This is a genomic window from Burkholderia sp. MSMB1459WGS (assembly GCF_001534535.1).
GTDB lineage: Bacteria > Pseudomonadota > Gammaproteobacteria > Burkholderiales > Burkholderiaceae > Burkholderia.
In genome coordinates, this window is sequence record NZ_LPMU01000005.1 from 20,612 (window position 1) to 34,010 (window position 13,399).

Below are 13,399 nucleotides of genomic sequence, written 5' to 3' on the forward strand. Positions count from 1 at the left end.
CGAGGTAAGCGTGCGCTCACATCGCGGCCGGCGTATCGTGCATCAGGGGTTGATGTACTGGAACAGCGACAGGTTCTGCAACTGCGCGTACGCCTTCTGCGAGCCCGTCAGCGCGTTCTGCATCTGCAGGAACTGGCTGATCGTCGCGACCATGTTGGTGCTCGTGAGGTCGGCCAGGTTGCTGCTGACCTGCAGCGTATTGGTCTGGTTTACGGCCTGCATCGCCTTGATTTCCTGCTCGCGGCCGCCCACCGACGCCTGCACGGTGAGGACGTTCGTCATCATGTTGTTCAGCTTCGTCGTGCCGGTGGTCATCGCGTTCGCGAGCGCGGTCGCGGCGGCCGTGTTGCTGCTGATCGGCACCTTCAGCGCGGCGATCATCGTGTCGAGCGCCGCGAACACGTCGGTGCCGGCCTGCGGCGCGGGCGTGACCGTGAACGTGTCGCCCGGCGCCGGCTTGCCCGACACGGGCACCGACAGGCCGTTGCCGAGCGCGATCCCGGCGCCGTCCGAATACGGCTGCGCGGGGGTCGTGGTCGGCGGCACGACGGTGTTGTCGGTCACCGTGTACGTGGGCGCCGCGGCCGTGCCGCCGAACGCGATCGTGAACTGGTGCGCGTTGGTCGCGGCCGACGGGCTCGTGATCGTCACGCCGCCGATCGTGCCCGTGCCCGTGTTGCCCGCGCCGGCAAGCGGCACCGGCTGGCTGCCGAGCATCGGCACCGACAGGAACACGTTCGCGCCGTTGTCGCCCTGTGCGATCGAACGCGTGTCGGCGATCTGCACCTCGCGCGAGCCGGTGTCGCCGCTGTAGGTCACGCCGCCGCCCGGCGCGTTCGAGAACGGCGCAGTGGCCGTCTTGAAGCCGGCGAACAGGTAATTGCCCGCGCCGTCGGTCGAGTTCGCGAGCGTCAGCAACTGGTCGCGATAGCCCTGCAGTTGCGTCGACAGCGCGGAACGATCGCTGTCCGACAGCGAGCCGTCGCCGGCCTGGATCACGACCGTGTGAATGCTGTTCAGCAGGTTGTTGACGCTGATGAGCGTCTGGTCTTCCTTCTGCAGCGACGACAGCGCGGCGTTCTGGTTCGACGCGTACTGCGACAGCGTCGCCGACGTCATCGACAGCTGCACGGCCTGCGCCGCGCCGAGCGGGTTGTCGGCCGGCGTCGCGAGGCTCACGCCGCTGGAGATCTGCTGGTACAGCTGCGAGAGCTGCGCCTGCTGGTCGCTCATTTGAGCGACGTTCATCTGGTAGAACTGCGCAGTGGAAATCCGCATCGCTTCGGTTCCGAAATTAGTTGAACAGGCCGAGCACGGTCTGGAACAGCGTCGACGCGGTCTGGATCACCTTCGCGTTCGCCTGGTAGAGCTGCTGGTACTGCATCAGGTTGGCCGCTTCCTCGTTCTGGTTCACGCCCGACACCGACTGCTGCGCCTGCGTGATCTGGCCGACCAGCGCGGTCTGCGCGGCGCTCGACGACTTCAGCTGGCTCGCCGTGTTGCCGATGCCGTTCACGTAGTTCGCGTACGCGCCCGTCAACGTGGTCGAGCCGTTGCCGAACGCCTTCGAGTTGACGAGCTTCGACAGCGCGAGCGCGTTGCTTCCGTCGTTCGTGCCGCCCGTGTTCGGCGCGACCTTGAACGTGTCGCCCACCGCCGGCGTGCCCGATACCGTGACCGTGACACCCGCCGTCAGCGTGATCGGCGAGCCGGACTGGTACGGCTGCGCGGCGCTGGTCGTCGGCGGCACGGCCGTGTTGTCGGTGACCGTATAGGTCGGCGCGGCCGCGGTGCCGCCCATCGTGATCGTGTAGTTGTGCGCGTTGGCCGCGGCCGTCGCGCTCGTGACCGACAGCCCGCCGATCGTGCCGTTGCCGGTGTTGGTCGTCGTGGCCGACGGCACGTACGGCGCGGCCGCCGCGATCGCGGAGCCGTTCGACGTCGCGAGGCCGAAGCCGTTCAGCGCGCCGCGTGTCGGCTGCACGGTGAACTTGTCGCCGGCGCTCATCGAGCCGGACGAGAACGAGAAGTTCAGGCCGCCGATCGATGCCGGCATCGACGTCGACGTGCCGACCACCGTGCCGCTCGCGCGGTCGGTCAGCGTGTAGTTCGTGCCGTCGTACGCGAGTGTGTAGTCGCTGGTGGTCGGCTGCGCGGCGTTCGCGAACGACACGGACAGCGCCGCGTTGCCGGTATTGCCCTGGTTCGCGTACGTGATCGGCGCGCCGGTCGAAAACAGGTTGCCGCCCACCTTGCCCGACAGGTCGATGCCGAGCGCGTTCTGCGCGTTGACCTGCGCGGCGAAACTGGTCGCGATCGCGCCGAGCTGGGCCTCGGCCGGATCGAGCGTCTGGCTGCGGAACGCGAGCAGGCCGCCGAGCGTGCCGCCCGACAGCGACGCGTCGGACAGGAACTGGTTCGGCCCCGGCGGGTTCGCGCCGGCGATGCCCTGCGACACGACGGTCAGCTCGCTCGGATCGGACGGCGACGTGACGGTCGCGAGCTGGTAGCTCTTGTCCGCGACGACGAGCGGCGTGCCGCCCGACATGAACACGCTGTAGCCGTCGCTGTTGCGCACCACCTGCACGCCCGCGAGATTCGACAGGTTCGACACCGCGAGGTCGCGCTGGTCCATCAGCTGGTTCGGCGGCTGGCCCTGGCTGCTCGCCGCGGCGATCTGCTGGTTCAGTTGCGCGATCTGCGCGGTGTACGCGTTGATCTGCGTGACGGTGCTCGTGAGCTGCGTGTTCACGCTCTGGCGCAGCGCGTCGTACTGCTGGCCGGCCGCCGTGATCTGGTTCGCGAGCGTCTGCGCATTGCTCATCGCGGTCTGCCGCACCGACGAGTCGGACGCGCTGTTCGCGACGTTCTGCATGCCGGTGAAGTAGCTCGTGATCGCGGTCGAGATGCCGGCCGTCGGGCTGCCGATGTAGTTGTTCAGCTGCGTGACGAGCGAGTACCACGTCGACAGCGCGCCGCCCTGCGTCTGCGCGCCGTTCAGCTGGTCGCTCAGGTACTGGCTGTACTGCCGCTGCACGGTGACGGTGTTCACGCCCTGCGGCATGTAGCCGCTGCTGGTGTACTGCCCGCTTGCCTCGGCATAGACGGGGCGTTCGACCGAATAGCCCGGCGTCGCGGCGTTGCTGATGTTCTGGCCGGTCGTCGTGAGGCCCCAGAGCGCGGCATTCAGGCCGCTGACGCCGAGGTTCATGAGTGTGTTGGACATGCGCGATCCTGATGAGCCGGCCGCGCTGCGGCCGCCGGGTTGCGTGACTCCCGGTATAACGGCCGCGGATCGAGAAAATTGAGGAAAAAATGCACGCGCGACGCACGGGCGTGCGGCGCCGGTCGAGGCGGCCGGCGAGCCCGCCGGTCGCGCCGTGCGAGCGGCCCGTGCGGGGCCGCCCGCCAACTGCGCGTCAGGCCCGCGCGAGCGAGCGGCGCTTCATTTCGAGCTGCGTGATCAGCCGCTGCAGCGTGTTCTCCGCGCTGCCCGGCAGCGACATGTAGCGAAAGCCGAGCTGGTAGCGCCGCGACCCGTTCGGCATCTGCGTCGAACGCTGCGACACCAGTTGCAGGTCGAGCGACAGCTTGCCGTGGCCGGTCAGCTCGAGCTCGACGTCCGGCAGCAGCGTGCCGACCTCGAGCGCCTCGACACGCTCGTCGGCCGTGCGCAGCCCCACGCCGCCGAGCGACAGGTTGTGCACCTCGAACAGGAAGCTTTCGCCGTCCGGCAGCTTGCCGCGGCACAGGAACGGATCGACGATTGGCGCGTCGACGCGGAAATACTCGCGGCGCTGGATGCAGACCAGCACGTCGGGGAAATCGGCGACGAACGCGGGCAGCCCCTCGTAGCGCGTCTCGCGCGGCGTGCCCGTGGCGAATTCGACGCGCACGCCTTCCGGCGCGGCCGCGAACGTGCAGTGCGACGCGCCGAGGATGCCGGCGTTCTGCTCAGACAGCGCGCCCCAGTCGAACGTGAACGTCCGCGCGCCGACGTCGACCTCGAGCAGGCGCGTGACGAGCTGGCCGCCCGGGTACTGGACGGTCAGGAAATCGCCGCGATTCACGAGGTTGCGCAGCTGCACGCCGATTTCCAGCGGATTGCGGCGGGCATAGTCGGGCCCGGAGTGGCCTGCATCCAGGCTGGGGTCCGTCGACGTTTCGATATTCATGGCTAGCCGGTCTTTCTTGTCATGGGCGCCCGGGGCAACCGGTGCGCGATAAAACCGGGCCAGAACGGGGGCCCGGTCGCAGGTCTCTCACACTTAGCGGCAGTGCTGACCGAAAGTTTAGATCGAAACGGCGATTTATTTCGCGCAAACGTTGAAACCGCGCGCGGCGGGGTGCCGGGCGCGGTCCGAAAGGGCGAACCGGTGGCGGGCGAGCCCGTCAGCCGATCTGCTGCATGATCGAGATCAGCTTCTTCGCGTAATTGGGGTCGGTTGCGTAGCCGGCCTTCTGCATGCCGTGCGCGAAGCCTTCGACGCTGCGGCTCGCGCTCAGCACGCCCGCGTAGCGCGGATTGTTCTTCAGCAGGTTCGCGTAATCGGTCATCGCGTGCTCGTACGAGTCGTACGCGCGGAATTTCGCGACCACGCGGCGCGGCGTGCCGTTCACGTACTCGGTGGTCAGCGCCGACACGGTGCGGCCGGTCCAGCCCTTGTTCGCCTTGATGCCGAACACGTTGTAGCTGGTCGAGCCGTCCGCCGCGCGGATCTCGCGCTTGCCCCAGCCCGATTCGAGCGCGGCCTGCCCGACGATGAAACGCGCCGGGATGCCGGTCGTCGCACTGGCCGCCTGCGCGGGGGCCGCGAGCCGGTCGACGAACGCATCCGCGTCCTGCACGCCGCTCGCGCCCTTCAGCGGCGGCGTCAGCGCGCTGCCGGCCGAATAGCCGCGCGCGCCGGCGAGCCCGCCGTTGTTCGCCGCGTTCGCATACGCCTTCGCCATCGCGTTCATCGCGGCGAGACTGCCTTCGTTGCCGGCCGTGCCGAGGCCGCCGGCGCCCAGGCCACCCGCGCCGACGTCGGCCGCCGTGTCGCTGCCCGCGCCGGCGCCCGCATTGCGCAGCAGCTGCTTCATCAGCGCGTCGGCGACGCCGATTCCGCGCGTCGACATCTGCTGCGCGAGCTGCTGGTCGAGCATCGACGTGTACATCTTCGACGTATGCGAATCGAACAGCCCGCCGTCGGGCGACGCGTCGCGCATGCTCTTGAGCATCATCTGCGTGAACATCGCGTCGAACTGGCCGGCCACCGCCTTCGCGCCGGCCTGCGGCGACTGCTTCGCCTGCGCGCGCAGCGCATCGAAACCCTGCACGTCGAGCGCGAATCGCTGCGTGAGGTCGTTTGCGTTGGGGAGCGTGGCTGCCATTTAGATGATCTCCAGATCGGCGCGCAGCGCGCCGGCCGCCTTCATCGCCTGCAGGATCGACATCAGGTCCGCGGGCGTCGCGCCGAGCGTGTTCAGCGCCTTCACGACGTCGGCGAGATTCGCGCCGGCCGTCACCATCTTCAGCGCGCCGTTGTCCTGCTTGAGCTGGATCTGCGACTGCTGCGCCACCACCGTCTGCCCGTTCGAGAACGGCCCGGGCTGCGACACCACCGGCTGCGTGTTGACGACCACCGACAGGTTGCCGTGCGCGACCGCGCAGCTTTGCAGCGTGACCATCTGGTTCATCACGATCGAGCCGGTGCGCGCGTTCAGGATCACCTTCGCGGCGGCCTTGTCCGGGCTCACGTCGAGGTTCTGCAGCCGCGCCATGAACGCGACCTGCTGCGCGGAGTCGGCCGGCGCCGCGAGCTGGATCGTGCGGCCGTCGAGCGCCGTCGCGGTGCCCGGGCCGAAGCTCGAATTGACCGCGGACACGATCCGCTGCGCGGTGCCGTAATCCATGTCGTTCAGTTGCAGTTGCAGCATGCCGTTCATCTGCGCGACCGCGTTCGGCACCGCGCGCTCGACGATCGCGCCGCCGACGATCCGGCCGGCCGCGAGCTGGTTCACCTGCACGCGGCTGCCGTTCGCGCTGGCGCCCGCGCCGCCGACCGCCATGTTGCCCTGCGCAAGCGCGTACACCTGGCCGTCCGCGCCCTTCAGCGGCGTGAGCAGCAGCGTGCCGCCGCGCAGGCTCTTCGCGTTGCCGAGCGACGACACGGTCACGTCGAGCGCCTCGCCCGGCCGCGCGAACGGCGGCAGCGTGGCCGTCACCATCACCGCCGCGACGTTCTTCAACTGCATGTTGTTCAGCGACGACGGGCCGCCGTTGGCCGAACCGTTGTTGATCGAGATGCCGAGGTTCGCGAGCATGTTCGCGAGCGTCTGCGTCGTAAACGGCGTCTGCATCGTCTGGTCGCCCGTGCCGTCGAGGCCGACGACGAGGCCATAGCCGATCAGCGGGTTGTCGCGCACGCCCTGGATCTGCGCGAGATCCTTCAGGCGTTCCGCCTGCGCGGGCGCGGCGCCGAGCATGCAGGCAGCCACGGCCGCGAACGCGACGGCGAGCCGCGCGGCCGTCTGCGCGCGGGCCGACAGGCGGCCGAACAGGGTCGTCTGCATCGTCGTCACCACGGCGCGATGTTGAGGAAGAACCGCTGCAGCCAGCCCATCGTCTCGGCTTCGTTGATGTAGCCCTTCGACGAGTATTCGATCTTCGCGTCGGCGACCTGCGTCGAATAGACGGAGTTCGCGCCCGAGATCGTGTTCGGGTTGACGACCCCCGAGAAGCGCACGAATTCGTTGCCCTGGTTGATCAGCATCTGCTTCTCGCCGCTCACCACGAGGTTGCCGTTCGGCAGCACGTTGGTGACGGTCACCGTGATCGTGCCGTTGAACGTGTTCGCCGCGCTCGCGCCGCCGGTGGCCGCGAACTTGTTCGCGCCGGTGGCCGACAGGTTCGCCTTCGCGAACAGCCCGCCGAGGAAGCCGGCCGTCGGCACGTTGAAGTCGGTGTTGCCCTGCCGGTTCGTGTTCGCGCCCGACGACTTGGTCGCGTTGATGTTCTCCGCGATCATGATCGTCAGGATGTCGCCGACGTTGCGCGGCCGCTGATCCTCGAACAGCGGCCGCCCAGCGTAGCCGGGGTTGTAGATCGAGCCGGGCGCCTGCATCGACATCGGCATCGGCGGCTGCGCCGTCATCGGCTGCTGGATGATCGGATCGCGCGGGATCTGCGCGCAACCGGCGAGCGCCGCCACCGCGACCGCGCAGGCGGCGCGGACGGTGGCTGACGAGGGGAGGCGAACCTGCTTCATGGCGACGACGGGACGTTCCGGTTAGCTCTTCATCTGCGTGACGGTCTGCAGCATCTGGTCGGACGTCGTCACGGCCTTGCTGTTGATCTCGTAGGCACGCTGGGTCTGGATCATGTTGACGAGTTCCTGCACGACGTTCACGTTCGACGCCTCGACGTAGCCCTGGTTGAGCACGCCCGCGCCGTTCAGCCCCGGCTGCGACACGTTCGGCGCGCCCGACGACGTCGTTTCCGCGAACAGGTTCTCGCCCTTCGCCTCGAGGCCGGCCGGGTTGATGAAGGTCGCGATCTGCAGCGAGCCGATCTGGACCGCGTTGTTCGAGCCCGGCTGCGTGACCGACACGACGCCGTCCTTGCCGATCGTCAGCGACTGCGCGTTCTGCGGCACGGTGATCGCCGGCAGCACCTGGTAGCCGCTCGACGTGACGAGCTGGCCCTGCGCGTTGGTCTGGAACGAGCCGTCGCGCGTGTACGCGTTGGTGCCGTCCGGCATCAGCACCTGGAAGAAGCCCGCGCCGTTGATCGCGACGTCCTTCGAGTTGCCGGTCTGCGTGAGGCCGCCCTGCGTGTACAGGCGCTCGGTCGCGACCTGCTGCACGCCGGTGCCGAGCTGCAGGCCCGACGGCAGCTCGGTCTGCTGCGTCGAATTCGCGCCGGGCTGGCGGATGGTCTGGTACAGCAGATCCTCGAACACCGCGCGCGACGCCTTGAAGCCGTTCGTGCTGGTGTTCGCGAGGTTGTTCGAAATCACGTCCATCTGCGCCTGCTGCGCATTCATGCCGGTGGCGGCGATGTAGAGCGAACGGTTCATGTTAAATCTTCTCCTGGTAGCTACGGCCTGGCCGCTCAGCTGAAGTTGAGCAGCTGGTTCGCCGTCTGCTCGTTCTGGTCGGCCGTCTGGATCAGCTTCGACTGAAGCTGGAACGCGCGCGCGTTGTCGATCATCGCGACCATCGCGGTCACCGGATTCACGTTGCTGCCTTCGAGCGAATTCGGCGTGACGACCACGTTCGGGTCGACGTCGGCCGGATTGCCGTCGGCGGTGCGGAACAGCCCGTCGTTGCCGCGCGTGAGCGTGGCCGGATCGGGGTTCACGAGCTTCAGCTGGTCGACGATCGCGACCGCCGTCGGCGGGTCGCCCGGCATCAGCGCGGACACCGTGCCGTCCTTGCCGATCGTCACTTCCGCGTTCGGCGGCACCGAGATCGGGCCGCCGTTGCCGACCACCGGCAGGTTGCTCGCGTTGACGAGCTGGCCGTTTTCGTCGACGTGCAGGTTGCCGGCGCGCGTGTACGCCTCGCTGCCGTCGGCCGTCTGCACCGACAGCCAGCCGGGGCCCTGCACGGCGACGTCGAGCGGATTGCCGGTGCGCGTGATCGGGCCCGGCGCGTAATCGGCGCCGGGCGTGGACGACAGCACGTAGGTGCGCGTCGTCGCCGGGTCGATGTTGCTGCCGTCGCCGAAATTCATCGGCACCGCGCGATACGTCGCGAGCTGCGCGCGAAAGCCCGTCGTCGACGCGTTCGCGAGGTTGTTCGCGACGATCGCCTGCTGGTCGAGCGACTGCGACGCGCCCGTCATCGCCGTATAGATCAGTCGGTCCATGGCTGCCGGTTATCCGCGCTTACAGGTTGATGAGCGTCTGGTCGACGGTCTGCTGCGTCTTGATCGTCTGCGCGTTCGCCTGGTAGTTGCGCTGCGCGGTGATCAGGTTGACGAGCTGCGACGTGAGGTCGACGTTCGAGTTCTCGAGCGCGCTGCCCTGCAGCGTGCCGTGGTTCGTGCTGCCCGGCGCCGAGATCTGCGGCACGCCCGACGCGGCGGATTCCGCGTACTGGTTGCCGCCGAGGTTCACGAGCCCGTTCGGGTTGTTGAAGTTCGCGAGCGCGATCTGGCCGAGCACGGCGGTCTGGCCGTTCGAGTAGTTGCCGGTCAGCTTGCCGTCGGTGCCGATCGAGTAGGTCGTCAGCGTGCCGCTCGCGTAGCCGTCCTGCGCGAGGTTGTTCACGCCGTCCTTGCCGCCGTACTGCGTCGTGCCGGTCAGGTCGAGCGTGAGCTGTTGCGGCGTCGCCGAGCCGTCGGTGTTCGGCACGGTGAACTGGAACTGGCCGAGCGATGCGGTCGGCGCGGCCGGCGTGCCGGTCGTCGTGCTCGAGATCGCCCCCGCCGAATTGAACGTGATCGTGCCGAGATCGGTCGTCGTGCCGCCCTGCACGCCCGCGTACGCTTCCCACGTGCCGGCCGCCGACTTCACGAAATACATGTTGACCGCCTGCGAACCGCCGAGCGAGTCGTACACCTGGATCGACGTCGAGTAGCTGTACGTCGTGTTGTCGGTCGCGCTGAACGGCGTCTTGGCCGGCACCGTATCCTGCGAGTTCAGGTTGAACTGGCCGTTGATCCTGGTCGTGGCGGTCGGCGCGATGTTGGTGGTAGGCGCCTGCAGCGGCACGGTCTGCGCGGTGTTGATCACGCCGTTCTTGTCGGCCATGTACCCCATCAGGTTCATGCCCTGCGCGTTGACGATGTAGCCGTTCTTGTCGCGCTGGAACGTGCCGTCGCGCGAGTACGTCGTCACGCCGTTGTTCGACATCTGGAAGAAGCCGTTGCCGTTGATCGCGACGTCGAGCGACGAGTTCGTCGTATTGATCGTGCCCTGGCCGAACTGCTGCTGCACCGAGTTCAGCGTCGTGCCGATGCCGATCTGCGTGTTGACCGACGTCGCGACCGAGTTCGCGTACATGTCGGCGAACTGCGCGGTGCTCGACTTGAAGCCGACCGTGTTCGCGTTCGCGATGTTGTTGCCGATCACGTCGAGCGCGTTCGATGCGCCGGCGAGGCCGCTCAGACCCTGTTGATAACCCATTTCGGTCTCCGTTACGAGAAAGCTCGATCAGTTGGTGGTGGTGTCGCCGGACGAGGACGACCGGGTGTTCGGGAAGATCGACGCAACCTGGGTGAGCCCCACCGTCGTGCCGTTCGACAGCACGAGCCCCGCGGTGCCGTCCGCCTGCTTGATCACGCTCTGCACCTGCGACGCGGCCAGCACGGTCGGCGCGTAGGTCTTGCCGTCGGTGCCGGTGTACTGCGCGCTGACCGTGTAGTTGCCGTCCGGCAGCGCGTTGCCGGCCGCGTCGGTCGGCGTCCAGTTGAACGGCACGGTGCCGGCCGACTGCGCGCCCGCGTTGATCGTGTTCACGACGGCGCCCGCCGAGTTCTTCACGGTGATCGTCAGGTTCGACACGCTGCTCGTGAGCGACACGCCGAACGGCGACGCCGCGCCGCTCTTCACCGTGACGCCGTTGCCCGGCGCGAGCACGTTCGTGCCGATCAGCAGCGCGGCCTGCGTCTGCTGGCCGGCCGCGAGTTGCGTCGACAGCGACGTGAGCGACGTGTTCAGTTGCGCGATGCCGCTCACCGTGTTGATCTGCGCGAGCTGCGACGTCATCTGCGAGCTGTCCACCGGGCTCGTCGGATCCTGGTTCTGCAGCTGCGTGACGAGCAGCTTCAGGAACGTCGCCTGCAGGTCGCTCGCCGACGTGCCGTTGGTCGACGACACGTTGTTGGTGTTCATCGTGTCGGTCGGCAGCGTCGACACGCTGGTGCCGTTGCCGCCGATCGTCGTGTTGGAGGAAGTCATCCTGGGTGGCCTTGTGTCGGAACTGTCGGTCCGGTTCTCGGTATGGAAAGTCGGGCGGCGCGCGGCTTACGAGCCGATCGTCAGCGTCTTGAGCATCAGCGTCTTCGCGGTGTTCAGCGTCTCGACGTTGGCCTGGTACGAGCGCGACGCCGAGATCATGTTCACCATCTCCTGCACCGGATCGACGTTCGGCATCTGCACGTAGCCGTTCGCGTCGGCGGCCGGGTTCGCCGGGTCGTACGTCGATTTCATCGGCGACGGGTCGTCCATCACCTTGGTCACGCGCACGCCGCCCACGCCCTGGCCGGACGCGGTGCGCGCGCCGCCGAGCGGATCGGTCGCGAACACGACCTGCTTGGCCTTGTACGGCTTGCCGTCGGGGCCGGTCGCGCTGTCGGCGTTCGCGAGGTTCGACGCGGTGACGTTCAGGCGCTGCGATTGCGCGGACAGCGCCGAACCGGCGACGCCGAAGATGTTCATCAACGAAGGCATGGAGGCTCCTTGTGCTGGGGTCCGGATTCGGAAACGGCGCTTACGAGTTCGTCGTGATCGCGGCGATCATCGCCTTGATCTGCTGGGTCATCACGGTCATCCCGGTTTCGTAGTGCAGCGCGTTGTTCGCGAACTGCACGCGCTCGACGTCGAGATCGACCGTGTTGCCGTCGAGCGACGGCTGCAACGGCATCCGGTATTGCGCGCGGCCGTAGTCGTCCGACGGGCCGCCGGTCGGGATCAGCTTCGCGGTGCCGGCCATGTGGCCCGGCGCCGTCGACACCATCGACATGCCGCTCGTCACGCCGGCCGGCTGCGCCATCGGCAGTTGCGCGGCATTGCTCGGCGCCAGACCGCCGCTCGCCTGCTTCAGCGAGCGCGCGAGCGTCGACGCGAAATCGACGTCGCGGGCCTGGTAGCCGGGCGTGTCGGCGTTCGCGATGTTCGACGACAGCAGTTCCTGCCGGTAGGCGCGCACGTCGAGCGCCTGTCGGCCGAACGCGAATTCCGCATCGAGTTTGTCCAGCATGTGTGCGTCTCTCCGTATGAAGCGCTGCACGCCCCTCGCGCCGGATGGCGACACGAGAGGCTTTTTTCCATGACAGCGATGGTAGGCGCGGGACGCAACCGGCAATCGGACGAATAACGCGGCAAAGCCCCCCTCTATTCATCGTTTGCGCGCCGCCCCCGCTCCCTAGAATGCGAAGCGGATCAACGGCTTCGAGGACACGGCGATGGCACACAGCGCATTTCGCGAATACGCCGGACGCGGCACACGCCTGCGCCGTGCGCTCGCGCTCGCCGCGGCGCTGTGGGCCGCGGTGCCGGCCGCGCACGCGGACGACGGGATGATCGTGATTCCCGGCCGCGGCGAGACGGCAGAGACCGCGCTCGCGCATGCGAATGCGGCGAGCGGCGGGCAGTTCGGCGGGAAAGCGGGTACGGGCGCGGATGCGGCCATGGGTGGTGCGGCGGGCGGTGCCGGCGGCATGGTCGGCATGGTCGGCATGGTCGGCATGGCCGGTGCAGCCGCTGGCGGCGCTTCGGGCATGCCCGGCGCCGTCGGCATGGCCGCCAACGGCTACACGGCGCAGCCGGCCGGATCGATGGGGGTGACGAGCGTTCCGGCACCTGCACCGGTACCGGTGCCAGCACCACGCCCCGTCTACGCAGCAGCCCGCGCGAATGCCGCAAACGCCGCTTACGGCGCGCCACGCGCTGTCGATCCCGGCGGCGTCGCGACCGTCGTTGCCGGCACCGGTGCCGCCGAAGCCGCGTCGAATCCCCGGCAGGCGCTTGCCGCCCGTATCGCCGCGGCGCGCGCCGCTTCATCCGCGCCGGCACCGCGTGCGCCGGCGGCGGCCGAGCCCGCGGCACAGCCGACGCCGCCCGGCCGGCAAGACCCCGAAACGATCCGGCGCGCGGCGCTCGCGTTCCTGCAGCAGCAGATCGCCGGCCTGCCCGGCAAGACCACCGCGACCGTCACGACCGCCTTTCCGCGCGGGCTCGCCGCGTGCACGACGCTCGAACCGTTCCTGCCGACCGGCGCGCGCCTGTGGGGCCGCACGACGGTCGGCGTGCGCTGCGCCGGCGAGCGGCCGTGGACCGTCTACCTGCAGGCGAAGGTCGCCGTGCAGGCCACCTATTACGTCGCCGCGCGCCAGATCGCGCCCGGCGAGCCGCTGTCCGCGGCCGACCTGGTCGCGCGCGACGGCGACCTGACGGTGCTGCCGCTCGCGGTGATCACCGATCCGGCGCAGGCGATCGGCGCGACCGCGCTCGCACGCATCTCGGCCGGACTGCCGCTGCGGCAGGACATGCTGAAGAGCGCGGCATCGGTGTCGGCCGGCCAGACGGTGCGGGTCGTCGCGGCCGGCCCCGGCTTCACGATTTCGGCCGAGGGCAGCGCGCTCGCGAATGCGGCGCCGGGCCAGTCGGTGCGGGTGCGGATGGCGGCCGGGCAGATCGTCACGGCGATCGTCAAGGACGCCGGCACCGTCGAAATCCCGCTGTAG

At 68.6% G+C, this 13,399-nt stretch carries 13 protein-coding genes; 1 reads left to right on the forward strand and 12 read right to left on the reverse strand.

The genetic code is table 11. The annotated features are described in order from the left end of the window. Nucleotides 1-42: 42 nt before the first annotated feature. The 12 genes from flgL to flgB form a co-directional block, all read right to left on the reverse strand. Nucleotides 43-1,278: a flagellar hook-associated protein FlgL gene (gene flgL, locus WT97_RS01735; protein ID WP_059500643.1), complete on the reverse strand. Its 1,236-nt coding sequence runs from the start codon at nt 1,276-1,278 to the stop codon at nt 43-45. Between the two features lie 16 nt (nt 1,279-1,294). Further along, nucleotides 1,295-3,226, reverse strand: a complete 1,932-nt coding sequence (gene flgK / locus WT97_RS01740; RefSeq protein WP_060032263.1) for a flagellar hook-associated protein FlgK — start codon at nt 3,224-3,226, stop codon at nt 1,295-1,297. A 193-nt stretch (nt 3,227-3,419) separates the two neighbouring features. Further along, nucleotides 3,420-4,175, reverse strand: a complete 756-nt coding sequence (locus tag WT97_RS01745; RefSeq protein WP_034208598.1) for a flagellar brake protein — start codon at nt 4,173-4,175, stop codon at nt 3,420-3,422. A gap of 217 nt (nt 4,176-4,392) precedes the next feature. Then, a complete protein-coding gene (gene flgJ, locus WT97_RS01750; protein WP_059833283.1) occupies nt 4,393-5,376 on the reverse strand; it encodes a flagellar assembly peptidoglycan hydrolase FlgJ in 984 nt (327 codons plus the stop codon). Continuing rightward, the gene (locus WT97_RS01755) at nt 5,377-6,558 is read right to left on the reverse strand and encodes a flagellar basal body P-ring protein FlgI (RefSeq protein WP_059500665.1); all 1,182 of its coding nucleotides are present in this window, start codon (nt 6,556-6,558) and stop codon (nt 5,377-5,379) included. 5 nt (nt 6,559-6,563) lie between these two features. Next, nucleotides 6,564-7,253: a flagellar basal body L-ring protein FlgH gene (gene flgH / locus WT97_RS01760; protein ID WP_034208600.1), complete on the reverse strand. Its 690-nt coding sequence runs from the start codon at nt 7,251-7,253 to the stop codon at nt 6,564-6,566. Nucleotides 7,254-7,274: 21 nt separating this feature from the next. Beyond that, nucleotides 7,275-8,063, reverse strand: coding sequence for a flagellar basal-body rod protein FlgG (gene flgG, locus WT97_RS01765; protein WP_034208601.1), 789 nt, complete (start codon nt 8,061-8,063; stop codon nt 7,275-7,277). 35 nt (nt 8,064-8,098) lie between these two features. Further along, complete coding sequence (flgF, locus tag WT97_RS01770; RefSeq protein ID WP_059500639.1) at nt 8,099-8,857, reverse strand: flagellar basal-body rod protein FlgF; 759 nt, start codon at nt 8,855-8,857, stop codon at nt 8,099-8,101. A gap of 19 nt (nt 8,858-8,876) precedes the next feature. After that, a complete protein-coding gene (gene flgE, locus WT97_RS01775; protein WP_060352706.1) occupies nt 8,877-10,118 on the reverse strand; it encodes a flagellar hook protein FlgE in 1,242 nt (413 codons plus the stop codon). 27 nt (nt 10,119-10,145) lie between these two features. After that, nucleotides 10,146-10,892, reverse strand: coding sequence for a flagellar hook assembly protein FlgD (locus tag WT97_RS01780; protein WP_059500637.1), 747 nt, complete (start codon nt 10,890-10,892; stop codon nt 10,146-10,148). 66 nt (nt 10,893-10,958) lie between these two features. Further along, a complete protein-coding gene (gene flgC, locus WT97_RS01785) occupies nt 10,959-11,384 on the reverse strand; it encodes a flagellar basal body rod protein FlgC (RefSeq protein WP_006477560.1) in 426 nt (141 codons plus the stop codon). A gap of 40 nt (nt 11,385-11,424) precedes the next feature. After that, nucleotides 11,425-11,913 (reverse strand): flagellar basal body rod protein FlgB, encoded by a 489-nt coding sequence (flgB, locus tag WT97_RS01790; protein ID WP_034208605.1) that lies wholly within the window; start codon nt 11,911-11,913, stop codon nt 11,425-11,427. A gap of 205 nt (nt 11,914-12,118) precedes the next feature. On the opposite strand from flgB, the gene flgA reads away from it, so the two are divergent. Next, entirely contained in the window at nt 12,119-13,399 is a 1,281-nt protein-coding gene (gene flgA / locus WT97_RS01795; protein ID WP_060352707.1) for a flagellar basal body P-ring formation chaperone FlgA, read from the forward strand.

Bases quoted from the DNA above. Each gene is read 5' to 3' on its own strand.
- WT97_RS01780 (WP_059500637.1), bottom strand. From the start codon at position 10,892: ATGACTTCCTCCAACACGACGATCGGCGGCAACGGCACCAGCGTGTCG.
- flgG (WP_034208601.1), bottom strand. From the start codon at position 8,063: ATGAACCGTTCGCTCTACATCGCCGCCACCGGCATGAATGCGCAGCAG.
- flgE (WP_060352706.1), bottom strand. From the start codon at position 10,118: ATGGGTTATCAACAGGGTCTGAGCGGCCTCGCCGGCGCATCGAACGCG.
- flgJ (WP_059833283.1), bottom strand. From the start codon at position 5,376: ATGGCAGCCACGCTCCCCAACGCAAACGACCTCACGCAGCGATTCGCG.
- flgB (WP_034208605.1), bottom strand. From the start codon at position 11,913: ATGCTGGACAAACTCGATGCGGAATTCGCGTTCGGCCGACAGGCGCTC.
- flgC (WP_006477560.1), bottom strand. From the start codon at position 11,384: ATGCCTTCGTTGATGAACATCTTCGGCGTCGCCGGTTCGGCGCTGTCC.
- flgH (WP_034208600.1), bottom strand. From the start codon at position 7,253: ATGAAGCAGGTTCGCCTCCCCTCGTCAGCCACCGTCCGCGCCGCCTGC.
- flgL (WP_059500643.1), bottom strand. From the start codon at position 1,278: ATGCGGATTTCCACTGCGCAGTTCTACCAGATGAACGTCGCTCAAATG.
- WT97_RS01755 (WP_059500665.1), bottom strand. From the start codon at position 6,558: ATGCAGACGACCCTGTTCGGCCGCCTGTCGGCCCGCGCGCAGACGGCC.
- flgF (WP_059500639.1), bottom strand. From the start codon at position 8,857: ATGGACCGACTGATCTATACGGCGATGACGGGCGCGTCGCAGTCGCTC.
- WT97_RS01745 (WP_034208598.1), bottom strand. From the start codon at position 4,175: ATGAATATCGAAACGTCGACGGACCCCAGCCTGGATGCAGGCCACTCC.
- flgA (WP_060352707.1), top strand. From the start codon at position 12,119: ATGGCACACAGCGCATTTCGCGAATACGCCGGACGCGGCACACGCCTG.
- flgK (WP_060032263.1), bottom strand. From the start codon at position 3,226: ATGTCCAACACACTCATGAACCTCGGCGTCAGCGGCCTGAATGCCGCG.